Source organism: Streptomyces sp. NPDC093149 (assembly GCF_044754145.1).
GTDB lineage: Bacteria > Actinomycetota > Actinomycetes > Streptomycetales > Streptomycetaceae > Streptomyces.
On sequence record NZ_JBIVON010000016.1, the window covers coordinates 90,180 to 114,522 of the forward strand.

Consider the following 24,343-nt stretch of genomic DNA (forward strand, 5'->3'; position numbering starts at 1 on the left):
ACCGGTGCGGGCTACCCCTCGGCGGGGTTTCCCGCACCGAACTCATTCCTCCGGTGTCAGGGCGCCCGTGGCAAGGCCGTCACGGGCGACTTCGGCAAGCTGCCTGCTCAGCTCGTCGATCCTGCGCATGCCCTCCTCGAACTCGGACAGGGCCCGGAAGGCGGATCCGTAGCGACGCTGCTCGTCGATGCCCATGCGGGGGATGCGTGACCCCCGGGTGTCGAGGCGGTAGGTCCCGCTGGCGCTCGTGGACCGCCGGGTGTTGACGGAGCTCCGCAGGAAACCCTGGAGATAGTCGGTGTCGAGTTGCTCGCTGGCCGAGACCGGCTCCGAGTCCTCGTACGCGACGAGTCCGGCGCGGGCGAGATCCGCGACGCTGGTCGTCGCGCCGTCCAGTGAGCCCGGTCCGCCCCCGGCCGTCAGCTCGGGCAGAAGGGCGGCGAGTCGGCGGATCCGGTCCTCCATCTCCTGGCGCAGGGCCGTGTACTCACCGCGATAGTCGCGGTGCCGGGAGCGGAGGTGACTGCCGGGGGTCAGATCGACGGTGTCGTCGAGGAGTTTGATCAGCGGCACGTCGGCGACCTGGTCGGAGCGTGGGTCCAGACCGTCGTCGGGGCTGTTGCCGGTCAGGTCGACCATGCGCACGGTACGGTTCGCGTCCGCGCTCCCTGGGTTCTCCGGGCGCTGCAGACACCACAGGTGGACGGGCAGGGAGTGAGATGTCGCCGTCCCCGGCGGCAGGGCGACCACTTGACGCAGGATGCCCCGGCGTACGAGTTCTGCCCGGATACGGCGGCCCGCCTTGCGGTAGGCGACCGAGGCAGGCATGACCATGAGGACCTGGCCGCCGGGCTCGGCGTGCGCATACGCGTGCTGGAGCCAGGCAAGCTCGCCCTCGGCCTTTGACGGGGTACCGAGCTCCCAGCGCGAGTCGAGCAGCAGCTCCTCCCGCCCCCACTCGGTCACACCGGCCGGCGGGTCGCAGACGACGAGGTCCGCCTTGAGATCCGCCCATTCGTCCGCGCGCAGGGAATCCCCCGCCACGATGCGGACTCCTGATCGCCCCAGGAGGTCGGCACGGAGCTGTGCGAAACGGGCGCTGTCGGCGTCCACCTCCTGACCGCGACAACGCATGCCCGGCTGGGAGGCGACGGACAGGAGCAGCACCCCGATCCCACAGGCGGGGTCGAAGACCGTGGCCCCTGAAGGAAGTTCGGGAGCGAAGTGGCACACGGCACGCACCACGCGCTCGGGAGTCACCTGATCCGATCCCGCCCGCCGAGCGGAGTCCATGAACCGTTCGGTCAGCCCGTGCACGAGGTCGGCGGGTGTTGCAGTACGAGCGAGCTTCCGTACTCGAGGAGCGATGTCGTCCGGCAGCTCCGGCGCAGGCTTTCCGGCCAGCGCCGCCGCCACCTCGGCCAGGCCCGCAACCATCTGCTCCCCGTAAGCGGCTCGCAGGGCCTGCCACAACTCGACCTCAGGTGACATTTCCTGACCCTTGCGCTGCTTGTCCAGCCAACCCTGAACCTCGGCGAGCGCGAAGAGCGGACTGTTCGCGGCACCTCCCGCCGGCGCCGGGAAGTCGTCATAGCGCCGACGCCAGTTGGAGACAGCAGCCCGGGTGACGCCGGCCAGCCGAGCGATCTCGGCGCCAGTGACAAGGGGGCCGGCCGGTGAAGCCGCGTTATCCGTCATGCGTCCAGCGTACACGGATCATCACGACCCTATCTAGAATGAACTCTGTTGACAGTGCGCACAGACCAGTGTCAATATCTTCCGTGTACCTGATCCGTTCTGGCAGGTGTGGGGCGCCCTCGGCGCAGCCGCTCTCGTCGTGTCGTGTCCCGCGACGTGGGACTACCTGAACCTGCCTGCTGCACCTGCCCTCGTCCCGTCCGGCCACGAGGCGAAGCACTCCGGTGCATCCCGCCCTCGCTCCAGACTTCTCCCTCGCTGTTCCCCGGAGGCTCGCCTTGGCATCGAACACCGCGGTACGCACCGTCTACCGGCTGACTGGTGTCGCACCCACCCCTGAGGTCATGTTGGACGTCCTTGACCCGGAGCTTCTGGACAGGCTCGGCGCCAATCTGCACTTCCCCGAAGCACTCGGAGTTCCGGCCGTGTACATCACCTGCGGAATGGAACTCACCGAGGCCCCGTGGTGCGACCCCATGGCACGCACCACCGGTGTCACGGTTACCGAGAGCGTCCGCCGCACCGCCGCCGTCCTTCTGCTCGCTGTCGATGGCACGGTGTACGCCATAGGCTGCGACCAGGGGTACCGGCTGATCCCCGACCACCTCAAGGACAAGCGCTTCGGCCTCTCCTTCGCCATCCGGCAGATGGATCCGAACATGATCCGCGGGGCGGTCTCAAGGTCCCTCGGACAGGCACGCACCGACATCTCCCTGGTTCCGAGTGGTGCCCCGGTCCCGATGCTCGGCATCCGTGACCACTCGCGTGTCGTTCGCAGCCTGGGCGGATACCTCGACGACCTGCCGCTCACCCGCTCGCGGTACACGCGTGGAAGGGCGGTCAGCGCCCAGGGCGGATGCGGACTGAGGATCGCGCTGGGGATCGAACCGGAGGCTCTGCTCTCCGACTTACGGACCATCGCCAGGATCTGCCGCGAGGACATCCCGCACCAGGAACTGGAGTTCGTCGACCACATCGTCCCGGTCACAGATCCGACGGTCCTCGACGCCCTTGAGCGGGAGCTGGACGACCGTCTCGGCCGGCCCGCCGACGGACGGATCTCCTCCATCGTCCCCTCCGATCACCATGCGGCGTACACGGAGGCCACCGCGTACATGACCCGGATCAACAGCACCGACGCCCGGCGCTCCGACGACTTCGACCTCGGCTACGTACTCATGCGGGCCCGGCTCGCGCCGCCCGGACGACGCCTCAAGGTGCTGCGCGAGGGGACGGTGACCCTTGCCAGGGACCGCCGGGCAGCCACCGTCGACACACTCGCCATCACCAGCGCACTGGCCTGGCTGGAGGTCGGCTCCTCGCTGGGCTCCAGGCGGTTCTTCCTCCTGGAGGGCGAGTGGTACGAAGGCGGGGCCGTATATGTGGCGGAGAGCCGGGCCACGGTGGCGGCCCTGTTCCCTCCCACTCCCTCCGTCTCGCTGCCCGCCTGGCTCGACGGTGAGTCCGAGAACGCGTACAACAACAGGGTGGCCGATGAGCGGCCGGGCTGGCTCTGTCTCGACACCAAGAACGTCACCAATCCCCTCCGGCCCAGGGATCAGGTCGAGATCTGCGACCTGCTCATGCCCGACGGCACCCTGGTCCTCGTCAAACGCGCTGGCGGTTCCGGTCCGCTGAGCCACCTGTTCAGCCAGGCCAGGGTGGCGGTGGAACTCCTCCAGGAGTCCGCCCGGGTCCGAGCGGACTTCACTGCGAAGGTCACCCGGCTCAGCGGAGGCACGTACGCGCTTCCCGACGATTTCACGCCCAGGCGGATCGTCCTTGCCATGCTGCTCAAGAACCGCGAGAGTCTGACCCCGGAGTCCGTCTTCGGCTTCTCCCAGATCACTCTGGCCCAGACCGCGAAGGCCCTGGCAGCACGAGGGGTGGCTGTCGAGGTCATCGGAATCCCGGAACGCGACGCTGACGCGCTTCCCCTGTCTTCGTGTCATGTGGGGATCGGTGCGGGGATCCCCTGCTGAGCGTCCCAGGCGTCGGTTCGTCGAGATGACAGCCGTGGCGTCCGGAGAGACCGGCGGCACGTTCGCCGCCCTCAGTCGTCCTCGAGGCCGCGGCCAACCTGCTGGCCCGCAAGCCCGGTCGGCCTCCCCGGCTGATCCTCACCCGGGTAGGGCTTCTGCACGCCGTCCCCGTTGCCGGGCAGCGCGCACACGCGGGCGGGAGTCGCGTCCGTTCACCGCGGTGTGGGGTGTTCCGGTCAACGCTGGTGGCCGACGTCGCGGGCGAGGTCCAGGCCGAGGACGCGGTCGAGATGGGCGAAGGTCTCGAACCTGGCGCCGGCCGGCACCTCGGACCGTTCCGCCACATCGGCCAGCAGATCCAGGACGGCGGCGACACCGAGGTCGTCGGCGAGCGCCGCGTGCGACTCCCGCAGCAGTTCGGCGGGGATCGGCCTGGACGGCTCCTGTGCCCAGTCCGCCACCTGTCGGCGCCACCGTCGCAGGGTCTGCCGGGCGTCGGCCAGCGCTTCGCCGGTGACCGTCAGCGGGGCGTCGTAGGGGCGGCCGAGCAACAGCAGACGTACCGCCAGTGGATCGGCGGCCTCCGGCGCGGACGCGTCCGGGAGGTCCGGGGCGAGGAGGTGGCCGGGGTCGGGGGCGCCCTCCTCCGGGAGGGCCGTGCCGACCTCCCCCACCTCCATCCGGACCCCGCCCGTGGCGTCGCCGGTGTCTGCGCCCCGGGCTGCCACGTGCACGTCGGCGGGGCCGCCGAGTGCCGCGTCGGGACGATGGGCTCCGACGACCACCGGCGGATGGATGCCGAGCACCGTCATCACACGTTCGAGCGCCAGTTTCTGATCATGCGTCAGTTCCGGTGTGGTGAGGACCGTGACGACCTGCAGACCGTTCAGCTCCGCGGTGCGCGCCAGTACGTCACCGATCAGCGGGACCCGCAGGTGCACCGGGCCGATCCCGGTACCGACGGCGGCCGGCAGATGGACGCAGCTGCGCAGGAGGCGGCGCGGTGCCGCGGGGATCTCCACGAGGTGGCCGGTGCGGGTGTCGGTGATACGGAGCATGATGCGGAGGCTAGTCCGGGGTGCCACCGACACGTGGGAGAAACCGGGCGGGGCGGTGGTGTCGCGGAACACCGAGCAGCGGGACGGGGCGGGGGCGGCGGGCTTGTGCCGCTTCGGCGCGCGGTGTCACCGGCACGTCCCGGCGGGGCAGTGGCTACGGCGCCGGGAACGGCCGGCGTCCGAGGAATGCCACGAGCCGGTCGACGGCCGAGGCGTCCTCGCCGACGGGATGGGCCGGGCCGAACGGCATGTTCTCGCCCCGGTACTGCGGCTGCAGTGTGGCCTCCGCGCGGGCCAGGACTTCTGCCGCTTCCTGATCGGTGTAGGGGATCGGCTGCCCGGTGGCGACCGCCAGGTCCCAGCCGTGGGTCAGGTACTCCATGACGGTCATGTTGAACACGGTTTCGCCCGGCATGCTGCCGCCCAAGGCCGTGACCCGGCGGTCGAAGCCGTACGTCTCCCATCCGGCGACGACACCGGCCGCTGCGGTACGGAACTCGCGGGCGGGGTCGGCGCCGCATCGGTGGTTCGCCGCGTCGGCGTCGTGGGACCGGCCCTGGGCGCCGGCCTCGAACACGAGCAGCCATCCGACGATGTGTTGGATCAGCGCCTCGACGTCGTAGTCGTCGCACGGCGTCGGAAGGCTCAGCTGGTCCGCCCCGACTCCCTCGATGATGTCTCCGGTCCTGGACAGCACACCCGAAAGAAGGTCGACTTCACTCATGGACGGAGTCTGGACGCCGCTCAGGGATGCGGTCTTGAAGAAACGCGACACCACGGCCTCGTCGTCGTGGTTCCGTCGGCCGGAAGATCCTTGACCAGGAGCGGTGATCAGGCCTGCTCCGAACGAAAGGCCTTGGCGGCCGGCCACGAAAGGTCTCAGAGGGCGTTGAGTGAGGCTATGTCCGTTTCGTCGTTGCACGTTCGTGTGGGGTCTTCGGGAACCGGTGGCGGTTGAGGCGTCCTCGGTGGTGCGCTGGCGCGGTGAGTGAGCGCAAGGCGTATCCGAGTGACGTGTCCGACGCGCAGTGGTCGCTGATCGAGCCGATCCTGCTGGCCTGGAAGGCCGCGCATCCGTCGAGCTCGGGGCATTCCGGCAGCTACGAGTACCGGGAGATCGTGAACGCGATCTTCTACCAGAACCGGACCGGGTGTCAGTGGGCCTATCTGCCTCACGACCTGCCGCCGAGCTCTGCGACGTACTACTACTTCCAGACCTGGCGCAAGGACGGCACCGACCAGGCGATCCATGACATCCTGCGTGCCCAGGTCCGGGCCGCGGCGGGCCGCGCCGAGGATCCGTCGCTGGTGTCGATGGACACCCAGAGCAACCACGCGGCGGTGCACGTCCCGGCCGCCACGACAGGCAAGGATGCGAATAAGAAGGTTTCAGGTCGGAAGCGTGGCCTGGCCGTGGATGTCATAGGGCTGATCATCGCGGTCGTCGTGGTGGCGGCCTGCGTCCACGACAACGCCATCGGCAAGCAGCTGCTGGACAAGGTCGCGCAGGCCGGGACCGTGCAGACCGCCCTGGTCGACCAGGGCTTCAAGTCCAGCGTGGTCGATCACGGCGCCGACCTGGGCATCAAGGTGGAGATCGTCAAACGCAGCCCCGACGACGTCGGGTTCGTCCCGCAGGCTAAACGCTGGGTATCCGAGCAGGTCAACGGCATCCTGATGTTGCACCGTCGCCTGGTCCGCGACTACGAGGCACTGCCGGCCAACGCCGAGTCCCGCGTGTACTGGGCGATAACGACGAACATGTCCCGCAGGCTGACCAAGGAGTCGACGCCGACCTGGCGCGGAGCGTAGGAGGACCCGCCGATGTCACGCACCGCACTGGAGAGGATCTCCGACCGGGAACAGGCGATCGGCGACATCACCGAGCAGCTGTCCGCCGAGGTCAGCCAGCTCACCGCCCGCCTGGCCGAACTCGACGCGGAACGCGCCGACCTGGCGGTCGCCCGCAAAGTCATCCTGTCCCTCGGCGACGACGAGCCCACCGGCGACCGGATGCCGGGCCTGCCCGACAACCCGATCTACCAGCACATCCTCACCGCGCTCATCGACGCCGCAGCCCCGCAACGCTGCCGCGACCCGTGCCGCACCCTGGCCACCGGCACCGAGCCCACGCACATCTCCGGCATGCGCAACAAGCTCAAGCGTCTGACCAGCGCCGGCCTCGTCGTCGAGACCGAGCTCGATACCCCAGTTGGTGGACGCCTACTATCGTGGAATCTGCGCAGGACAGGACGGGCTAGGGGGAACCTTGTATTACAGCGGCTTGGGGCTCGACCGGGTTGGCGGCCGGCGTACCGACTCGGAGTGGGTCGCCGGGCTGTTGACGAGCCCCAGTACCCAGGTGATTCCCTTGTGGCGGGACCACTGTCTGGTCCGCGACGACAGGCCCATCCGGCTGCCGCTGGCCGAGGCGCGGGGCATCCTCGACGCCGCCGACGACCAGGTGTTGCTCGGCCTGGACGGAGAGGCCGCGGTGTTCGCGGCCGACGTGTCCCGCGTCGACCGGTCCAACGCCGTCGAACTGGCCACCGCGGACACGGTGCTGGAGGTGCGAGCCATGGTTCCCACCATCACGCCGGACGAGGCGGGCCTGCTCGCGTATGCCCGTGGAATCCTGCACTGGAACCGAAATCAGCGGTTCTGCGGCGCGTGCGGCGGTCCGGCCGTCCCCAGCAACGGTGGCCACCTGCGGACCTGTCAGGACTGCGGAAAGCTGCTCTTCCCGCGGATCGAACCGGCCGTGATTGTGCTGGTCGAACTACCCGGCACGCCTCGGCGCTGCCTGCTCGGCCGGCACGCGGGATCCGGTCCGGACCGCTTCAGCACGCTGGCTGGGTTCGCCGAGATCGGGGAGAGCCTCGAGGACACGGTGCGCCGCGAGGTCGCCGAAGAGGCCGGTGTCGCGGTGGGGACGATCACCTATCAGGGATCCCAGTCGTGGCCGTTCCCATCCGGGATGATGATCGGGTTCCGCGCCGAGGCCGTTTCCGACCGGATCGACGTGGACAACGTGGAGGTGGTGGAGGCACGTTGGTTCACGGCGGCCGAACTTCGGTCGCGAATTACGGACTCCGCTGTCGGCGGGCCCTACCGGGTCGACTCGATCGGCAAGGTGCTCATCGACCAGTGGCTGGCCGACGTGGAGTGAGTCAGCTTGCCACACTGTTGGGGGGAATGTGACCAAAACAATGACGACCGATTCTCGCGTGTTTGCGGTTGGGGCCGCGGATCCACGGGCGGCGGCGGAATACTTCCACAATTTGCGATTGGCCTGCGAGACCGACCCGTTCGACGTTCATCATGACATTGGTGCAGACGCGGGCGGTTTTGTCCTGGTCGACGCCCGCTCCCGCGCGGCGTTCGAGGTCCCTCGGCGACGACGAGCCCACCGGCGACCGGATGCCGGGCCTGCCCGACAACCCGATCTACCAGCACATCCTCGCCGCGCTCATCGACGCCGCAGCCCCGCAACGCTGCCGCGACCTGTGCCGCACCCTGGCCACCGGCACCGAGCCCACGCACATCTCCGGCATGCGCAACAAGCTCAAGCGTCTGACCAGCGCCGGCCTCGTCGTCGAGACCGAGCCCGGACTGTTCGCAATCCCCACACCCAGAACAGCCGATTGATCGCGTGACCTGCCCACACACCGTCACAACGACGAAACGGGCATAGCCTCACTCAACGCCCTCTCAGGGCGCGAAAGGTCTCAGGGCGCCGCGAAAGGTCTCAGTTCTCCTCGGTCAGTTGCTCGTCCAGTTCGTCGAAGAGCAGTTCGCCGTGGTCGATCTGCCCGGTCCGGTAGGCGGATCGCGCCACCAGGTGGGCGGCGACCGGACCGGTCATCATCTGGAAGAAGCCGATCAGCGCGAGGGTGGCGAGATCCATGCCGCTGCGCAGCCGCAGGGCCACCCCGCCGAGCACGAGGAGCATGCCGAGGGTCTGCGGCTTGGTGGCGGCATGGCTGCGGGACAGCACGTCCGGCAGCCTCAGCATCCCGATCACCCCGAGCAGACAGATGGCCGCGCCGATGAGGACCAGTACCGCACCGGCCGTGTCGAGGATCTGGAGCCAGAGCTTCACCGCCCCTCTCCCCCGGTGCCGGCGCGTCCGTCGTCCCTCCCGATCGCCTCCGTACCGTGCCGCGATGCCGGCCGGTCGCGCACAGCGATGAATCGGGCGATGCCCACCGACCCCGTGAACCCGAGGAAGGCCAGCACCAGCATGATCGGAAAATAGAACGGGTCACGCGCGAAGGCGGACTTGGCGCCGAGGCCCGCGATGATGAGGGCGGCGCACACGTCCAGTGAGATGGCCCGGTCCAGCATGGAGGGGCCCCACCAGATCCGGGCGAGAAGCCCCGCTCCGGCGACGACGATCACCACGACGGCCGCGGTGAGCAGCACCCGGTCGATGGTTTCCGGCCCGCTCATGCCCGCTCTCCTCTCTCGTGCCCGACCGGTGGAGGTGGTTCGGCGACGCGGGCGATCTCGTCCGGGGTGCCGAAGGCTCGGACGATCAGCCGTTCGAGCCGCCAGACGGAGCGCCGCGCCGCGTCGAGCGCGGCGGGTCTGTCCGCGTCGAGGACGTGCAGGAAGAGGGTGGCCGTGTAGCGGCGCACCTCGACGATCGATCCGCCGGGGACGTTCGACACGGCGACGGCGGTGGCCGCGAGCATCAGGTCGGAACGGCAGCGCAACGGTACGGCGATGACCGCGGCCCGGTGCGGATGGTCGACGAAGATCTGCCGCGTGACCCGTACGCCCGAGGTGTACATGTCGTAGAGCAGATAGCCGGCGAGCAGCAGGATGCCCCAGGGGTGCAGACGGAGCCCGAGGTCGACCCGGGGCAGCGGGAAGGCCAGGCAGACGGCCACCGCGACGACCGCGCCGGTCAGTACGTTGGCCCAGTGGAGGCCGGACCAGAGCAGTACCCAGATGAACGTGAGCCAGGCGATCAGCGGGAGGTCCAGGACGCGTCGCCGCCGACCGCCGAACTCACAGCTGAAGGGCGGCAGGTCCTTGTTCCGGAAGGACAGTCTGATGCGGCGTTTCACCGGCCGAGCACCGCCTCGACATAGGGGGTACGTGCGATGAGTTCGGCGGCCGCCCGGTCGGTGTAGGACGTCAGCGGTCCGCCGAGGACGGTGAAGGCGAGTCCGAGCACGACGGTCGCCGCGGTGGCCGCGGTCATCAGCCGCGGGAGCTGCGTCGTGGTGGTGACGGCGTGCCCGTGCAGGGTGGCCGCCACCGCGCGCCCGGCGGGCTGATGGCGGGGGCGGACCGGTTCGTCGCCGCTTCCGCGGATGTGGTCGGGGCCCTCGTCGGCATCGTTGTCCTCCTCCTCGGAGTCCGACTCCAGGACGGTGCCGTACGCGACCTGCCCAGGGGGCGCGGCCCGCCAGAACGCCAGGTTCCAGACCTTGGCCGTCACGTACAGGGTGAGGAGGCTGGTCACGGCCGATCCGACGACGAGGATCCATGCCCAGACACCGCCGTCGGCGACACCGGCCCGCATCAGTGCGAGCTTGCCGATGAATCCGGACAGTGGCGGGATACCGGCCAGATTCATGGCGGGCACGAAGAAGAGGGTGGCGAGCAGCGGGGCGGCCTTGGCCAGTCCGCCGATCCGGGTGAGTTCGGTGGTGCCGCCCCGGCGCTCGATCAGCCCGGCCACCAGGAAGAGCGTGGTCTGGACGGTGATGTGGTGGGCGACGTACACGATCGCGCCCCCGTACGCGTCCCGGGTGGCGAGGCCGATGCCGAAGACCATGAAGCCGATGTGGCTGATGAGGGTGAAGGAGAGCAGTCGCTTCAGGTCGGTCTGGGCGACGGCTCCGAGGATGCCGATCACCATCGAGGCGAGCGCGGCGGCCATCAGCAGGTCGCCGAGCCGGTTTCCCGGGAAGAGCAGGGTCTCCGTGCGCAGCATGCAGTAGACACCGACTTTGGTGAGCAGACCGGCGAAGACCGCGGTGACGGGGGCGGGCGCGGTCGGATAGGAGTCGGGGAGCCAGGCGGCGAGCGGGAAGACGGCGGCCTTGATGGCGAAGACGGTGAGCAGTATCGCCTGGATCAGGGTCTGTACCCCGAGCGGGAGTTCGGCGAGCCGGCCGGCCAGCTGGGCGAAGTTGGCGGTGCCCGTGGCCGCGTACGTCATGGCGATGGCGGTGAGGAACAGCATGGACGAGAACAACGAGATGATCACGTAGGTGGAGCCCGCGCGGACGCGGGGTCCGGTGCCGCCGAGGGTGAGCAGGACGAAGCTGGCGACCAGCATGATCTCGAAGCCGACGTAGAGGTTGACGAGGTCACCGGAGAGGAAGGTGCAGGAGACCCCGGCGACCAGGATCAGGTACGCGGGGTGGAAGACCGCCACGGGTGTCTCCTCGTCCCGGTCCGCCATGCCCTGGCCGAGGGAGTAGATCAGCACGCAGAGCGTGACGGCCGAGGAGACCGACAGCATCAGCCCGGACAGCCGGTCGGCGACCAGCGTGATGCCGAGCGGTGGGGCGAAGTCGCCGAGGTGGACGGTGAGCGGGCCGCGGGTGTCGGCGACGACCATCAGCGTGAGGGAGAGCCCGAGCACGGCCGTGAGCACGGCGACGCTGACGAAGCGCTGGACCTGCTTGAGCCGGGTACCGACGGCGAGGCTCAGGCCGGTGGCGCAGAGCGGCAGCAGTACCGGCAGGGGGACGAGTGCGTTCATCCGGCGGCTCCCGGGTCGGCGTCGGCATGGGCCTGCTTCTGTGCGTAGTCCTCGAGGTCCGCGCCCAGTACGTCGTGCCAGAGGTCCCCGGTGGCGTACCTGCCGCGGGCCTGGAGGGCGCGGTCGGCGCGCAGCCTGGCCCGCAGGCGGCGGCGCTCCTCGCGGTAGCGGGCACGGTCCTCCTCCGTGACGTCGGGGGCGGCGCGGTAGCGCTCGCGCAGTTCGTCCCGCTCCCCCAGCACCTCGGAGCGCAGTGCGATGCGGCGGTCCTCGTCGTCGTCGTGGACCTCGTCGGTGCCGGTGAGCTGGTGACTGCGGTAGGCCATGGCGAGGAGGAACGCCGTGGTGGCGAGGGTGATGACGATCGCGGTGAGCGCGATGGCCTGGGGCAGGGGGTCGGTGACCCGGTGCAACGGAACGCCGTAGAGCAGCGGTTCCCGGCCGGCCGACCCGGTCGCGGCGAGGACGAGCAGGTTGATGCCGTTGCTCGCGATCACGGCGCCGAGCAGGATGCGGGTGAGGGGCCGGGTGAGCATGAGGATGCCGCCGACCGCGCACAGTACCGCGGCGGTTGCCAGGAGCGAGGCGCTGACCGTCATCCGGGGGTGCCTCCCGTCCCGGGTTCCGCTCCGGGTGGGGTGCGGGGGCTCGTCGCGGCGGCCCTTTCGAACGCCGCCCGCTCGATCTGCCGGTCGATCTTGGCACCGAGCGCGCGCACGATGTCCAGCACCACGCCCAGGACCAGGAGATAGACCCCGAAGTCGAAGAGGATCGGGGTGCCCAGGTGGTATTCACCGATCAGCGGCAGTCGGCCGTGGTGGGTCCAGGCGTGCAGGACCGTTCCCTCGGAGAGGCCGAGCAGGGCGACGCCGGTGGAGATGAACAGCCCGAGTCCGGTGAAGAGTCCGGGCTGCAGGGGTGCGGCCTCGGCGAGTTCGAATCGGCCGCCCGCCAGGTAGCGGGTGATCAGGGCCAGCCCGGCGACGAGCCCGCCGACGAAGCCGCCGCCCGGCATGTTCTCGGCGCAGAACAGCAGATAGACGGAGAGGACCAGGACCGGGTGGAACAGCAGCCGGGCCACGACCTCGAAGACGATCGAGCGGTGCTCGGGCGCGAGCGTGGAGCCTGCCGCGAGCCAGCCGCGCTCCGGCGCCCCTTCGTCACCGTGCGGCAGCCCCGTCATCTCGGGCCCCGCCAACGACCACGCGGTACGTCCCCGGACCTCCTCCCGCAGCGACTCCCCCTCGGTGCGGCGGTGCAGATAGATCAGACTCGTCACGCCGATCGCGGCGGCGGCGAGCACGGCGGACTCCCCCATCGTGTCCCAGGCGCGCAGATCGACCAGGATGGTCGCCACCACGTCCTTGAGGCCGTGGTGGGAGACCTCCTCGACCATGGCCGCGCCGGCCGGCGGTGCCGTACGGGCGGCCGCCGCGACCCACACCACCACGCCGAGCGTCGCCGCCGCGGCCAGCGCCACCGGGATGCGCAGGGCACGCCGCCGGGTGCTGACCGACTCCTGGAAGCGCACCGGCATCCGCCGCAGCACCAGCACGAACACGATCATCGACACGGTCTCGACACAGAACTGGGTGAGCGCCAGGTCCGGGCCGCCCTGGACGACGAAGAGCAGCGCGGCCCCGTATCCGGTCAGTCCCGCCAGGACCACGGCTTTCATACGGCGGCTGACAGTGAGACAGAGCAGGGCGGCCGTGCAGGTCAGCACGGCGACGGCGCCCTGGAGCGGGACGTCCCAGGCTCGCGGGACGACGGCGGCGCGCCAGGGCTGGTCCACCCCCAGGACGGTCAGCTGACCGACGAGCATGACGAGGAGGGTGGTGGCGAGGTAGACGGAGAGCGAGCCGCGCTGGACGAACCCGGTGAGCTGGAGGGAGAGCCGTTCAAGGCCGAGCAGCAGGTGTCCGAAGACGCTGTCGGCGGTCGGCCACGCGATCCGCCGGGAGAGCCGGGTCACGGTGGCGCGCCCGGCGAAGAGCACCGCACCACCCGCCAGGGCGACGGCCGAGAGCAGCAGGGCGGTACCGAATCCGTGCCAGAGCGACAGGTGGTACGGATGCGCGGACGGGGGAAACGTGTCGGCGTACGCGCTGAGCAGCCGGTCGACCCGTCCGACGCCCGGTCCGAGCACCAGCCCGCAGACCGCGAGCACGGCGGGCGGCGCGAGGAACGCCGCGCCGACCCGGTGCACGGGGGTGTCCTCGACCCCGGGTTTGCGGGCGAAGGCGCCCCAGACGAACCGTACGGTGTACGCGACGGTCAGCGCGGACCCGGCGACCGTGACGCCCAGTGCCCAGCGGTCCGCGGTGTCGCCCTGCAGCAGCGCCTCGAACGCGGACTCCTTGGCGGCGAATCCGAGCAGCGGGGGCAGGGCGGCCATGGACGCCGCGGCGAGCACCGCGACCGCGCAGACGTACGGCAGTGCCCGGCCGACGCCGGAGAGTCTGCGCAGGTCCCGGGTGCCGGCCGCGTGGTCGACGATGCCGGTGACGAGGAACAACGGTGCCTTGAACAGGGCGTGAGAGAGGATCATGACCGCGGCGGCCAGTGCCGTGTCCCGGTTGCCGACCCCTGCGAGCAGGGTGAGGAAGCCGAGCTGACTGACGGTTCCGTAGGCGAGGACCAGCTTGAGGTCGTTGAGGCGCAACGCGCGCCAGCCGCCGAGCAGCATGGTGGCGGCGCCGAGGACGATCACGACGGGTCGCCAGACCGGCACGTCGGCGAAGGCCGGGGCGAGCCGGGCGACCAGATAGACACCGGCCTTGACCATCGCGGCGGCGTGCAGATAGGCGCTGACGGGCGTGGGCGCGGCCATGGCGTTCGGCAGCCAGAGGCTGAACGGCCAGATCGCCGACTTCGACAGGGCGCCGCACAGGATCAGCACCACCGCGACGGAGACGGCGAGGCTCGCCGCGGGCGGGTCGGCGAGGATGGCGGAGATCCGGTAGGTGCCCGCCGACCGACCGATGATCAGAAAGCCGACGAACATCGCCAGACCGCCGAGGGTGGTCACCGTGAGGGCCTGGAGCGCGGAGCGGCGGCTGTGCTTCCGCTCGCTGTCGTACCCGATCAGCAGGTACGAGAAGACCGTGGTCAGCTCCCAGAACACATAGAGCGAGATCAGGTCGTCGGCGAGGACCAGGGCGAGCATGGCGCCCGCGAACGCGAGGAGGTTCCCGGCGAAGCCGGCCAGTTGCGGGGTCCGGTCGGTGAAGTACGAGGCGCAGTAGAGCAGGACCAGCGTGCCGATTCCGGCCGCGAGCAGCACCATCAGCTCGGCGAGCGCGTCGAGCCGCAGATCGACGGTGACGTCGTACGCCGGCATCCACTGCCACGACCAGGTGACCGAGCCGCCGGACGCGGCGGTGTTCCACTGGGTGGCCGCCCACGCGGTGGCGGCGGCCGGTGGCAGCGCGAGCACGACGAAGGCGCGCCTGCCCAGAGCCCGTACCAGCGGGCGCGCACAGGCGGCCAGGACGAAATGGCAGACGATGAGCGCGGTCATACGGGCCCGGGGGGGACCTCGCGCCCGCCCGGGACGGGCGTCCGGGGCCTGGGCGATGCATCACGGGCAAAGGGCACTAAATACAGATATATCCCCGATCGCGCTTCACCCTTACGGCACGCCGCGCTCCGCCCGGGGCGATGGGATCACTTGTGCTCGCCGCAGGGCGCGGGGGCGGGCCGGTACCCGCCGGCGACCTTTCTCGGCTGGTTCGCGGCTCCTTGCGAACGACTCAAGCATCCCGCGCGATCACCGGTCTGCTACTCGAACCGGCCCGAACCATCCCGAACCGGTCACCTCCGGTGCTCGGCGGCGGAGATGCAGTTGATCGGTGCTGCGCTTGTGAGCCCACTTTCTTGCCATTCTTGCAGTGCACCTAATATCAATGTGCCAAAGTTCTCACCTGATTTGACCAGTCGTGAGGCTGGCACCATCCTGAAGGAGCACGCACTGCGCACGCGCGCCTCACGGCGGACCAAGTCGACCACCATGTCGCTGCGGACAGCCCTGCTCGTACTGGCCATCGTTCCCGGCGTCACACTGACCGCCTTCTGGGCCGACGTCAGTGGTCAGACCCTGCTGGACTTCCAGCGTCAGGCGGCCCAGGGAGAGTTGGGCCGGAAAGCGGGTCAGCCCTCCAACATCGTGTATTACAACCTGCAGGAGGAACGTCGGCTCAGCGCCGAAGCGCTTGCCCGGCACGAGGGCGCCACCGACGCGCTGAAGAAGCAGCGCAGGGTGACCGACAAGGCGATCGAGAGTTTCCAGTCGCTCTCCGACGTGGCGGCCGACGCCGCCCCCGCCGAGGTCCGTGACGCAGTCGCCGAGGCCCGCAAGGAGATCAATCAGCTGCCCGCCCAGCGCGCCCTCGTCAACGAGGGCGGCAACGACCAGCAACAGGTCGTTTATCGCTACTACACGGACCTGATCGCGGTCGACCTCCAGCTCTTCACGGCGCTCAGCCATGGCTACGACGGCGAGGTCACCTCGCTGGCACAGCCGCTGGCCGACCTGTTCTGGACCAAGGAGATGATCTCCCGTTCGGATGCTCTGCTGGCGCGCGGCTGGTCGAAGGGGAAACTGAGCACCGAGGACCTGAAGCAGGTTCGAGAGGCTGTTTCCGGCCAGTCGCTCCAGTACTCCACCAAGGTCGTCCCCTTCCTGCCGCCGGGCGAGAAGGCCATGTGGGAGAAGATCACCCGCAGTCCGGCCTGGAAGACCAAGACGCGGGTGGAGAACGAGGTGCTGCACCCGGCCGACGCCGAGGGCGGGTTCGTCGCCGTCGACGCCGACGAGAAGACCTGGCGCGGCGCGATGGACGAGGTCGGTCCGCAGATGGAAAAGCTCATGGAGCACACCACCGCTCTCGTGGTCGAGGAGGGCGAGAGCAATGTGAACTCGCTGCTGCTCAAGATGGTGCTGACCACGGTGATCAGCCTGGTCGCCGTGATCGTGGTCATCTGGACCACCTGGCGCCTCACCCGTAGCCTCCGCCGCCGGATCGGCAGCCTGCAGGAACGGGCAGAGGAGCTGGAGAAGGCCCTTCCCGATGTCGTCGAGCGCCTCGGCCGGGGAGAGCGCATCGATGTCGAGGCCGAGGCCCGCGCCATCGAGCACGACAGCAAGGGCAACAGGAACGACGAGCTGGGCCGGCTCGGCAACGCGCTGAATCTGGCGCGTACCAGTGCACTGGCGGCGGCCGTCAAACAGGCCGACCAGCACCGCGGCTTCGAGCGGCTGCTCCAGCGCATCGCGCGCCGCACCCAGCAGTTGATCGGTCAGCAGCTCAAGAAGCTGGACGAGCTGGAGCGCAAGCACGAGGACCCCGAGGTGCTGGACGGCCTCTTCGACCTCGACCACCTCACCGCCCGACTGCGGCGGTACGAGGAGAACCTGGTGATTCTCGCGGGCGGTTCCCCGCACCGGCGCTGGCGCAGGCCGGTTCCGCTGCTGGACGTGATGCGCTCCGCCCAGGGTGAAGTACAGGACTACCGGCGTGTGGCGCTGGACCTCGACGGCAACCCCTGGCTGGCGGAGCGTGCCGTGGGCCCGCTCTCCCACGTGCTCGCCGAGCTCATCGAGAACGGGCTGAGCTTCTCCCGGCCACCGAGCCCGGTGGAGGTCAGGGCCGCCAGGGTGAGCCGCGGTCTGATCATCGAGGTCGAGGACCGTGGCCTCGGGATGGAGGAGGATCAGCTGGCCGCTGCCAACGAGCTGATGGTCCGGCCGCCCCGGATGGACATCCTCGCCCACTCCGACGACATCCGTCTCGGTCTCTATGTGATCGCACGGCTCGCGGTCCAGCACGGCCTGCGGGTGGAGTTCCGCTCCTCGGTGTACGGCGGTACCCGGGTGGTCGTGCTCGTCCCCGACGAGCTCACCGTCTCCGCACCGGGGACCGGCCCGGTCGGTGTGCCGGCCCCCGCCGTGCCCGCCGCCCCCGCGACCCCCACGCCCGCCGCCGCCTCCGACGACGACGGTGCACTGCCCACCCGCGTCCAGGGGCAGGCACTGGCCGGAGTCACCGCGCTGAACACGGCAGGCGCGCCCGACTCCGCCCCGGAGCAGCCGTACTCGGCGCCGGAGCGGGAAGAGCGGTACCAGGCGCACCAGGAGTGCCAGTCCGAGGACGCGCTCCCGGGCAGCCAGGAACAGCCCTACGCGGCACCGGAGAACACGACGGGGGTGTGGGACGAGCCCTACGGGGCGCCTGCGAGCCCGTACGCCGCGCACGAGGCCCCGTACGGCCCGACCGAGCAGCCGTACATGACGGCCGCCGGCCAGTACCCCGTGGACCAGCCGCCGTACGCGGCGACCGATGAGCCGTATCCGGCCACGCAGCAGCCGTACCCCTCCGGCGTCGAGGCGGACCACCCCGGGCCCCGGCACTCCGTACCGGACACCGCCCGCCCCGCGCAGCTGACGGTGTCCGTACCCGACCACTCGGCCCCGCCGGAGCCGGACGCCGTCCGCACGCAGAACCGGTCCGACCGGCCCGCCCCCGCCGCGCCCGGCACGGAACCCCCGCTGCCGCGCCGGGTACGGCAGGCCAACCTGGCAGACGAACTGCGGCGCGACCCGGCCGCCCGGTCCGCCGAGCCCAAGCCGCCGAGCCGGTACGAGAACCCGCTGCTGCGACCGGCCCCGCGACGGGCCGGAGCCGCGATCGGGGCGTTCCAGCGTCGGTCCCGCGCAGCCCGTGCGACCGACGAGGCGCCGACACAGCCCGCACCGCCAGCCACCCCCCTTCCCACGAGAGAAGAACGGTCATGACACGCACAACTGCAACCCATCAGGATCTCGACTGGCTGCTCGACGGCCTGGTGGACTCGGTGGCCGAGACCCGCAACGCCGTCCTGCTCTCCGACGACGGTCTGGTGGTGAGCCATTCGCGCACCATCGAGCGTGCGGACGCCGAGCGGCTGGCCGCCATCTGCACCGGCCAGCAGAGCCTGGCCCGCGGCGTCGGACAGCTCTTCGACGGCGGCGGCGTACACCAGGTGATCGTCGAGCTGGCGGACCTCTGGCTCTTCATCATCTCGGCCGGCCAGGGTACCCACCTGGCCGTCGTCGCCTCCCAGGAGGTGGACGCCGAGGTCATGTCGCTCGCCATGCACAACCTCGTCCAGCAGGTCGGCCAGAAGCTCGGCACCCCGGCCCGCACCGAGTTCGACGCCTTCGGCCCCGGAGACGGGCAGCGCGCATGACCCCGTACTGGGAGGACGAGGCCGAGGAGGACGGGGCGGGCACCATGGTGCGCCCGTACACCATCACCCGCGGCCGGACCGCTCCCGAGCGGGACGACTTCACCCTCATCACCGTGCTCACCACCACACAGGACCCACGGGACGAGCAGGGTGCGCCGGTCCTGCCGGGGAAGCTCCAGCCCGAGCACCGGCTGATCCTTGAGCGCTGCCGCCGCCCGTCCGCGGTCGCCGAGGTATCGAGCGGCCTCGGCCTCCCGGTGTCGGTGACCAAGATCCTGCTGGCCGACCTCGTCGCCCAGGGCCTGCTGCTGGCCCGTGCCCCGCTCTCGGTGGCGCGGGTGGCCGGCGGGGTCGACATGGGCCTGCTGGCCACCGTTCGTGACGGACTCCGGAGACTCTGAACCAAGATGACAAGCAGTCAGGCGGCCCCCGCCGCCGTCAAGATCCTCGTCGCCGGAGGTTTCGGCGTCGGCAAGACCACCATGGTGGGCGCGGTCAGCGAGGTCGCCCCGCTGCGTACCGAGGAGTACCTGACCAAGGCCAGCATCGGTGTCGACGACCTGGCCGGTGTCGGCGGCAAGGACACCACGACCGTAGCGCTGGACTTCGGCCGGATCACGGTCAGTCCCGAGCTGGTGGTCTACCTCTTCGGCACCCCCGGCCAGGAACGCTTCTGGTTCATGTGGAACGACCTCGTCCACGGGGCGCTCGGCGGTGTCGTGATCGCCGACACGCGCAGGCTGGAGACGAGCTTCGCCTCGATCGACTTCTACGAGAGCCGGGACATCCCGTTCGTGGTCGCGATCAACTGCTTCCACGGCCACAACACCCGTACGCCGGACGAGATCAGGGCCGCTCTCGACCTCGATCCCCATGTGCCGCTGCTGATCGGCGACGTCCGCGAGCGGCCGTTCGGCCGGGACGTGCTGCTGGCCCTGGTGGACCATCTGATGAGCCTGCCCGTAGCGGCCGGCTGACCCCTCGTACCCCTTACCTTTCTCGCTCTGGAGAGATCTGAGATGGCATCACCTCTGCGCGTCCTGGTTCACGGCGGCGGCATCGGCGGGCTCACGCTCGCCACCGCGCTGGCCCGGCGCGGCCACACCGTCGAGGTCGCCGAGCTCCGCGACGAGCTGGAGGCGCTGGGCGTCGGCATCATCCAGCCGTCCAACGCCCTCCATGTCATGCGGGAGATCGGGGTCCTCGACGACTGCCTCAAGGCGGGCTTCGAGTGGGAGATCCTGACCATCGCCGACCCGGCCGGCGCCACACTCGCCGAGATACCGCAGCCCCGCATGGGCGACGCCCCCTCCAACAACGGCATCCCGCGCCCCGCCCTGGCCCGGCTGCTGAACGACGCCGCCGTCGCCGCCGGGGCCGTGATCCGCTTCGGGACCACCATCACCGAGCTGGCCGACGACGGCTCGGGGGTGGACGTCACTCTCTCCGACGGCTCCACCGGCCGCTGGGACCTGGTGGTCGGCTTCGACGGCATCGGTTCGCCGCTGCGCACCCGCCTGTACGGGGACCGCTACACGCCCGAGTACACCGGCTTCGCCAACTGGCGGGTGACGGTGCCCCGGCAGTCCCGGGTGCGGGGAGTCGTGATGGGCACGGCGGGCAAGGAAGCCAAGGCGTTGCTCACCCCGATCACCGAGGAACTGATGTACCTGGGCGCGGTGTTCGCGGAGCGGGAGGACTTCCGGCCGGACCCGGAGCGGGCCCACGAGCAGCTCACGGAGCGGCTGGCGATGTTCTCCGGGCCGGTCGCCGAGGCACTCGCCACCGTCACCGACCCGGCCGCGGTGGTCTACTCGCGGATCTCCCAGGTGACGGTCGAGGAGCCGTGGCACGTGGGCCGGGTCGTGCTGGCCGGTGACGCCGCGCACGCCTCCACGCCGCACATCGCGCAGGGGGCGGCGATGGCCGTCGAGGACGCGCTGGTGCTCGCCGAGTCGCTCGACGCCGAGGCGGACGTGGCCGAGGCCCTCGAGGCGTGGGAGGCCCGCCGCCGCCCCCGTGCCATGTGGGTACAGGCCATGTCGCGTGCGGTGCTCAAGCAGGAGACGGGCATCGAAACCACGCCCGAGGAGGACGAACTGCTGAAGGTCGGTATTCCGGGCGCGGCGCATGTGCTGGTGAAGCCGTACTGATCCGCGCGGAGCCGGACGTGCCGGGCACGGTGTGCCCGCCCGGCACGTCTGGCGCGTTCACGGCAGTACCGCCACCCCGTCGATCTCGACCAGTGCCTGCTCGTCCCAGAGCCTCACCACCCCGATGACCGCCATCGCCGGATAGTCGCGGCCCGCCAGCCGCCGCCAGATCCGGCCCAGTTCACCGGCCCGGGCCCGGTAGTCGGCCACATCGGTGGCGTACACGGTGACGCGGACCAGGTCCGCCGGGGCGCCGCCCGCCGCGCGCAGGGCGGTGAACAGATTGGTGAGCGCCGTCGCGAACTGCTCGGGCAGTCCGTCGCCGACGACCTTGCCGTCCGCGTCGAGGGCGGTCTGCCCGGCCAGGAAGACCAGTTGGCCGCCGGTGGCCGTGACGGCGTGCGAGAAGCCCGTGGGCGGTGAGAGTTCGGCGGGGTTGATCCGGTGGACCGGACTCATGCGGACGCCTCCCGGTTCGCGTACAGCTCCTTGGCGATGATCGTGCGCTGGACCTCGCTGGCGCCCTCGTAGATCCGTGGGGCGCGGACCTCCCGGTAGAGGTGCTCCAGGAGGTGGCCGCGGCGCAGGGCACGGGCGCCGTGCAGTTGGACGGCGGTGTCGACGACGTACTGCGCGGTCTCGGTGGCGTACAGCTTCGCCATGGCCGCGCGGCACGGTACGCCGGACTCGCCCGCGTCGTAGGCCGCGGCGGACGCGTACACCAGCAGCCGGGCGGCCTCGGTGCGGGTGGCCATCTCGGCGACCTGGTGGGAGACGGCCTGAAGGTCCTTCAGCGGGCCGCCGAACGCGGTGCGTCCGGCGGTGTGCGCCACGGTGGCGTCGAGGGCGGCGCGGGCCATGCCGACGGCGAAGGCGCCGACGCTGGGACGGAAGAGATTGAGGGTGTCCATGGCGACCCGGAAGCCCCGGTCCGGTTCGCCGAGCACATCGTCGGGCGTGACCGGGACACCGTCGAACTCCAGGGCCCCGATGGGGTGCGGCGAGAGCATGTCGATGGCGGTGCCGGTCAGCCCGGGGCGGTCGGCGGGGACCAGGAACGCGGTGACGCCGCGGGAGCCGGCGCCCCGGGTCGTACGGGCGAAGACGGTGTAGAAGTCGGCCTCCGGCGCGTTGGAGATCCAGCATTTCTGGCCGGTCAGCCGCCATCCGTCAGGGGAGGGTTCGGCGTTCAGGGCGAGGGCCGCCGCGTCGGAGCCCGCGCCCGGTTCGCTGAGCGCGAAGGCGGCGACGGCGCGGCCGGCCCGCACCTCGGGGAGCCAGCGTTCGCGATGGGCCGGGGTACCCGCGCGGACCACAGGGTGGGTGCCGAGTCCCTGGAGGGCGAGCGCGGTCTCGGCCTCCGTGCAGCCGCGGGCCAGGGACTCGCGGAGCAGACAGAGGCCGAGGGCGCCGGAGTTCAGCATCCGGTCGAGGAGGCCCGATTCGCCGAGTGCGGTGATCAGGGGGCGGTTGACGTGGCCGGGGTCGCCTTTTTCGGCGAGGGGGCGCAATTGCTGCTCGGCAAGGACTCTCAGCTCCTCGCACCAGGCGGTTTGTGCCGGATCGAGCGAGAATGCCGTCATACCGGCGCCTCTCTTGTCGGTGTCCGAGGCGCCCGGCGGGCGCATCTCGTCTTTCTCGTCTTGGACCGACCGGCACATGGGGGGCGGCGTCACGGGGCCGGGCACGCGCATCTGCGGCGTTGTCGTCGGTCAACAACGCTCCGCGTTGCCTCCCTCCTCCGCCTTGCAGCCGCACGCACCCAGCCCCGCTCCTTCTTCCACCCCCCATGTGCCGGTCGGTCTTATCGCGAACCGTTGACTACCGTCACCCAAACGATACGCTCCGGAGGCGACAAGGGGGCGATCCTCATGGAACCGAAGACCTCAGCGCACCTCGACAGCTTCGCCAGGGAGCACCTGCCACCTCCGGACCAGTGGCCAGAACTGCTCTTCGACCTGCCCGAACTGAACTACCCGGCCCGCCTCAACTGCGCGGTCGAGCTGCTGGACCGTACGGTCGACCGCCTCGGCCCCGACCGCCCGGCCTTCCGTACTCCCGACGGCGGAGTCTGGAGCTACGGGGAGCTGCGGGACCGGGTGGACCGGATCGCCCACGTCCTCACGTCGGACCTGGGGGTCGTCCCCGGCAACCGCGTCCTGTTGCGCGGCCCCACCACACCCCACCTGGCCGCCTGCTGGCTCGCGGTGCTGAAGGCGGGCGCGATCGCCGTCACGGTGCTGGACCGGCAGCGGTCCGCCGAGCTCACCACCATCTGCTCGATCGCCCGGGTGAGCCACGCGCTGTGCGACATCCGGGCGATCGACGACCTGGTGAAGGCCCAGGTGCCGGGGCTGCGGATCACGGCGTACGGGGGTGACGCCCCGGACGATCTGCTGCGGCTGGCCGAGGCCGAGCGGGGGCCGTACCGTCCGGTGGACACGGCGGCGGATGATGTCGCGCTGATCGCGTTCACCTCGGGCACCACCGGGCGGCCCAAGGGCTGTATGCACTTCCACCGGGACGTGCTCGCCATCGCCGACACCTTCTCGCGCCATGTCCTGCGCCCGACGCCCGACGACGTGTTCGCGGGCAGTCCGCCGCTCGGCTTCACCTTCGGGCTCGGCGGTCTGGTGGTCTTCCCGCTGCGGGCCGGTGCCAGTTCCCTGCTGCTCGAACAGTCCGGCCCGGTGCAGTTGTTGCCCGCGCTCGCCGCCCACCGGGTGTCGGTGCTGTTCACCGCGCCGACCGCGTACCGGGTGATGCTCGACCACGTCGACGAGCACGATCTGACCGCGCTGCGGCGCTGTGTCTCGGCCGGCGAGAACCTCCCGGTCGCCACCTGGCGGTCCTGGTACGAGCGGACAGGTCTGCGCATCATCAACGGCATCGGTGCCACCGAGCTGCTGCACATCTTCATCTCCGCCGCCGACGACGCGATCCGCCCCGGCACCACCGGAGTTCCCGTGCCCGGCTGGCAGGCACGGGTGGTGGACGGCGAAGGCCGGCAGGTGCCGGACGGAGAGCCCGGGCTCCTCGCCGTACGCGGCCCGGTCGGCTGCCGCTATCTCGCCGACGAACGCCAGCGGGACTACGTGGCGCACGGCTGGAACATCACCGGTGACACGTATGTTCGCGACCCGGACGGCTACTTCCGTTACGTCGCCCGCGCCGACGACATGATCATCTCCTCCGGCTACAACATCGCGGGTCCCGAGGTCGAGGACGCCCTGCTGCGGCACCCCGCGGTGGCCGAGGCCGCGGTGGTGGGGCGGGCCGACGAGCTGCGCGGCCGGATCGTGGTGGCGTACGTGGTGCTGCGCGAGGGCGCGGAGCTGTCGGCCGACGAGCTGCGTGTGTACATGAAGAGCGAACTGGCCCCGCACAAGTGCCCGCGCGTCGTCGAGTTCCTGCCCGCACTGCCCCGCACCGCCACCGGGAAGCTGCAGCGTTTCCGGCTGCGGGACGGCTGAACCGGAAATGCGCGTGCCGCGC

The 24,343-nt window shown here is 70.4% G+C and carries 22 protein-coding genes; 10 read left to right on the forward strand and 12 right to left on the reverse strand.

The genetic code is table 11. From position 1 onward, the window contains the following. Nucleotides 1–42: 42 nt before the first annotated feature. Nucleotides 43–1,698 (reverse strand): class I SAM-dependent DNA methyltransferase, encoded by a 1,656-nt coding sequence (locus tag ACIQCZ_RS34410; RefSeq protein ID WP_402288507.1) that lies wholly within the window; start codon nucleotides 1,696–1,698, stop codon nucleotides 43–45. Between the two features lie 278 nt (nucleotides 1,699–1,976). Here ACIQCZ_RS34410 and ACIQCZ_RS34415 point away from each other — a divergent pair, with 278 nt between their 5' ends. Beyond that, nucleotides 1,977–3,680 carry a TIGR04141 family sporadically distributed protein gene (locus tag ACIQCZ_RS34415; RefSeq protein ID WP_402288509.1) on the forward strand — a complete coding sequence of 568 codons (1,704 nt, stop codon included), beginning with the start codon at nucleotides 1,977–1,979 and terminating at the stop codon, nucleotides 3,678–3,680. A 236-nt stretch (nucleotides 3,681–3,916) separates the two neighbouring features. Here ACIQCZ_RS34415 and ACIQCZ_RS34420 read toward each other — a convergent pair whose 3' ends face one another. Together ACIQCZ_RS34420 and ACIQCZ_RS34425 are read right to left on the reverse strand one after the other, a co-directional pair. Further along, a complete protein-coding gene (locus ACIQCZ_RS34420) occupies nucleotides 3,917–4,738 on the reverse strand; it encodes a hypothetical protein (protein ID WP_402288511.1) in 822 nt (273 codons plus the stop codon). A 154-nt stretch (nucleotides 4,739–4,892) separates the two neighbouring features. After that, complete coding sequence (locus ACIQCZ_RS34425; protein WP_402288513.1) at nucleotides 4,893–5,462, reverse strand: TIGR03086 family metal-binding protein; 570 nt, start codon at nucleotides 5,460–5,462, stop codon at nucleotides 4,893–4,895. 260 nt (nucleotides 5,463–5,722) lie between these two features. Between ACIQCZ_RS34425 and ACIQCZ_RS34430 the strand changes: the two genes are divergently transcribed. Further along, entirely contained in the window at nucleotides 5,723–6,550 is an 828-nt protein-coding gene (locus tag ACIQCZ_RS34430; protein WP_402288516.1) for an IS5 family transposase, read from the forward strand. A 15-nt stretch (nucleotides 6,551–6,565) separates the two neighbouring features. On the opposite strand, the gene ACIQCZ_RS34435 is transcribed toward ACIQCZ_RS34430, so the two are convergent. After that, nucleotides 6,566–6,874: a hypothetical protein gene (locus tag ACIQCZ_RS34435; RefSeq protein ID WP_402288519.1), complete on the reverse strand. Its 309-nt coding sequence runs from the start codon at nucleotides 6,872–6,874 to the stop codon at nucleotides 6,566–6,568. Nucleotides 6,875–7,079: 205 nt separating this feature from the next. On the opposite strand from ACIQCZ_RS34435, the gene nudC reads away from it, so the two are divergent. After that, nucleotides 7,080–7,907, forward strand: coding sequence for an NAD(+) diphosphatase (gene nudC / locus ACIQCZ_RS34440; RefSeq protein ID WP_402288522.1), 828 nt, complete (start codon nucleotides 7,080–7,082; stop codon nucleotides 7,905–7,907). Nucleotides 7,908–8,059: 152 nt separating this feature from the next. Further along, nucleotides 8,060–8,386, forward strand: coding sequence for a hypothetical protein (locus ACIQCZ_RS34445; RefSeq protein ID WP_402288524.1), 327 nt, complete (start codon nucleotides 8,060–8,062; stop codon nucleotides 8,384–8,386). Nucleotides 8,387–8,486: 100 nt separating this feature from the next. On the opposite strand, the gene mnhG is transcribed toward ACIQCZ_RS34445, so the two are convergent. The 6 genes from mnhG to ACIQCZ_RS34475 are packed head-to-tail and all read right to left on the reverse strand — an operon-like array spanning nucleotide 8,487 to nucleotide 14,988. Continuing rightward, complete coding sequence (mnhG, locus tag ACIQCZ_RS34450) at nucleotides 8,487–8,840, reverse strand: monovalent cation/H(+) antiporter subunit G (RefSeq protein ID WP_376460724.1); 354 nt, start codon at nucleotides 8,838–8,840, stop codon at nucleotides 8,487–8,489. Further along, nucleotides 8,837–9,190, reverse strand: a complete 354-nt coding sequence (locus ACIQCZ_RS34455; protein ID WP_351075009.1) for an MrpF/PhaF family protein — start codon at nucleotides 9,188–9,190, stop codon at nucleotides 8,837–8,839. The genes mnhG and ACIQCZ_RS34455 overlap by 4 nt, the downstream gene beginning before the upstream one ends. Then, complete coding sequence (locus tag ACIQCZ_RS34460) at nucleotides 9,187–9,813, reverse strand: Na+/H+ antiporter subunit E (RefSeq protein WP_376460727.1); 627 nt, start codon at nucleotides 9,811–9,813, stop codon at nucleotides 9,187–9,189. The genes ACIQCZ_RS34455 and ACIQCZ_RS34460 overlap by 4 nt, the downstream gene beginning before the upstream one ends. After that, on the reverse strand, nucleotides 9,810–11,465 hold the full coding sequence (locus ACIQCZ_RS34465; protein WP_402288527.1) for a Na+/H+ antiporter subunit D: 1,656 nt from the start codon (nucleotides 11,463–11,465) through the stop codon (nucleotides 9,810–9,812). The genes ACIQCZ_RS34460 and ACIQCZ_RS34465 overlap by 4 nt, the downstream gene beginning before the upstream one ends. Beyond that, complete coding sequence (locus tag ACIQCZ_RS34470) at nucleotides 11,462–12,064, reverse strand: Na(+)/H(+) antiporter subunit C (RefSeq protein ID WP_402288530.1); 603 nt, start codon at nucleotides 12,062–12,064, stop codon at nucleotides 11,462–11,464. The genes ACIQCZ_RS34465 and ACIQCZ_RS34470 overlap by 4 nt, the downstream gene beginning before the upstream one ends. After that, nucleotides 12,061–14,988, reverse strand: coding sequence for a Na+/H+ antiporter subunit A (locus ACIQCZ_RS34475; RefSeq protein WP_402288532.1), 2,928 nt, complete (start codon nucleotides 14,986–14,988; stop codon nucleotides 12,061–12,063). Before ACIQCZ_RS34475 ends, ACIQCZ_RS34470 begins: the two co-directional genes overlap by 4 nt. Before the next feature lie 408 nt (nucleotides 14,989–15,396). Here ACIQCZ_RS34475 and ACIQCZ_RS34480 point away from each other — a divergent pair, with 408 nt between their 5' ends. Genes ACIQCZ_RS34480 through ACIQCZ_RS34500 form a run of 5 tightly spaced genes read left to right on the forward strand, consistent with a single transcriptional unit; the run spans nucleotide 15,397 to nucleotide 20,848 of the window. Then, on the forward strand, nucleotides 15,397–18,261 hold the full coding sequence (locus tag ACIQCZ_RS34480; protein WP_402288535.1) for a nitrate- and nitrite sensing domain-containing protein: 2,865 nt from the start codon (nucleotides 15,397–15,399) through the stop codon (nucleotides 18,259–18,261). Further along, a complete protein-coding gene (locus ACIQCZ_RS34485) occupies nucleotides 18,258–18,695 on the forward strand; it encodes a roadblock/LC7 domain-containing protein (protein WP_402288537.1) in 438 nt (145 codons plus the stop codon). The genes ACIQCZ_RS34480 and ACIQCZ_RS34485 overlap by 4 nt, the downstream gene beginning before the upstream one ends. Further along, nucleotides 18,692–19,096 carry a DUF742 domain-containing protein gene (locus ACIQCZ_RS34490; protein WP_402288540.1) on the forward strand — a complete coding sequence of 135 codons (405 nt, stop codon included), beginning with the start codon at nucleotides 18,692–18,694 and terminating at the stop codon, nucleotides 19,094–19,096. Before ACIQCZ_RS34485 ends, ACIQCZ_RS34490 begins: the two co-directional genes overlap by 4 nt. A gap of 6 nt (nucleotides 19,097–19,102) precedes the next feature. Continuing rightward, nucleotides 19,103–19,672: a GTP-binding protein gene (locus ACIQCZ_RS34495; protein ID WP_402288542.1), complete on the forward strand. Its 570-nt coding sequence runs from the start codon at nucleotides 19,103–19,105 to the stop codon at nucleotides 19,670–19,672. Between the two features lie 42 nt (nucleotides 19,673–19,714). Beyond that, a complete protein-coding gene (locus tag ACIQCZ_RS34500) occupies nucleotides 19,715–20,848 on the forward strand; it encodes an FAD-dependent monooxygenase (protein WP_402288546.1) in 1,134 nt (377 codons plus the stop codon). 57 nt (nucleotides 20,849–20,905) lie between these two features. Here the strand turns inward: ACIQCZ_RS34500 and ACIQCZ_RS34505 are convergent, their stop codons facing one another. Continuing rightward, nucleotides 20,906–21,307: a RidA family protein gene (locus ACIQCZ_RS34505; RefSeq protein ID WP_402288549.1), complete on the reverse strand. Its 402-nt coding sequence runs from the start codon at nucleotides 21,305–21,307 to the stop codon at nucleotides 20,906–20,908. Further along, the gene (locus tag ACIQCZ_RS34510) at nucleotides 21,304–22,431 is read right to left on the reverse strand and encodes an acyl-CoA dehydrogenase family protein (RefSeq protein ID WP_402288551.1); all 1,128 of its coding nucleotides are present in this window, start codon (nucleotides 22,429–22,431) and stop codon (nucleotides 21,304–21,306) included. The genes ACIQCZ_RS34505 and ACIQCZ_RS34510 overlap by 4 nt, the downstream gene beginning before the upstream one ends. Before the next feature lie 288 nt (nucleotides 22,432–22,719). On the opposite strand from ACIQCZ_RS34510, the gene ACIQCZ_RS34515 reads away from it, so the two are divergent. Then, the gene (locus ACIQCZ_RS34515; protein WP_402288553.1) at nucleotides 22,720–24,321 is read left to right on the forward strand and encodes an AMP-binding protein; all 1,602 of its coding nucleotides are present in this window, start codon (nucleotides 22,720–22,722) and stop codon (nucleotides 24,319–24,321) included. Nucleotides 24,322–24,343 lie beyond the last annotated feature (22 nt).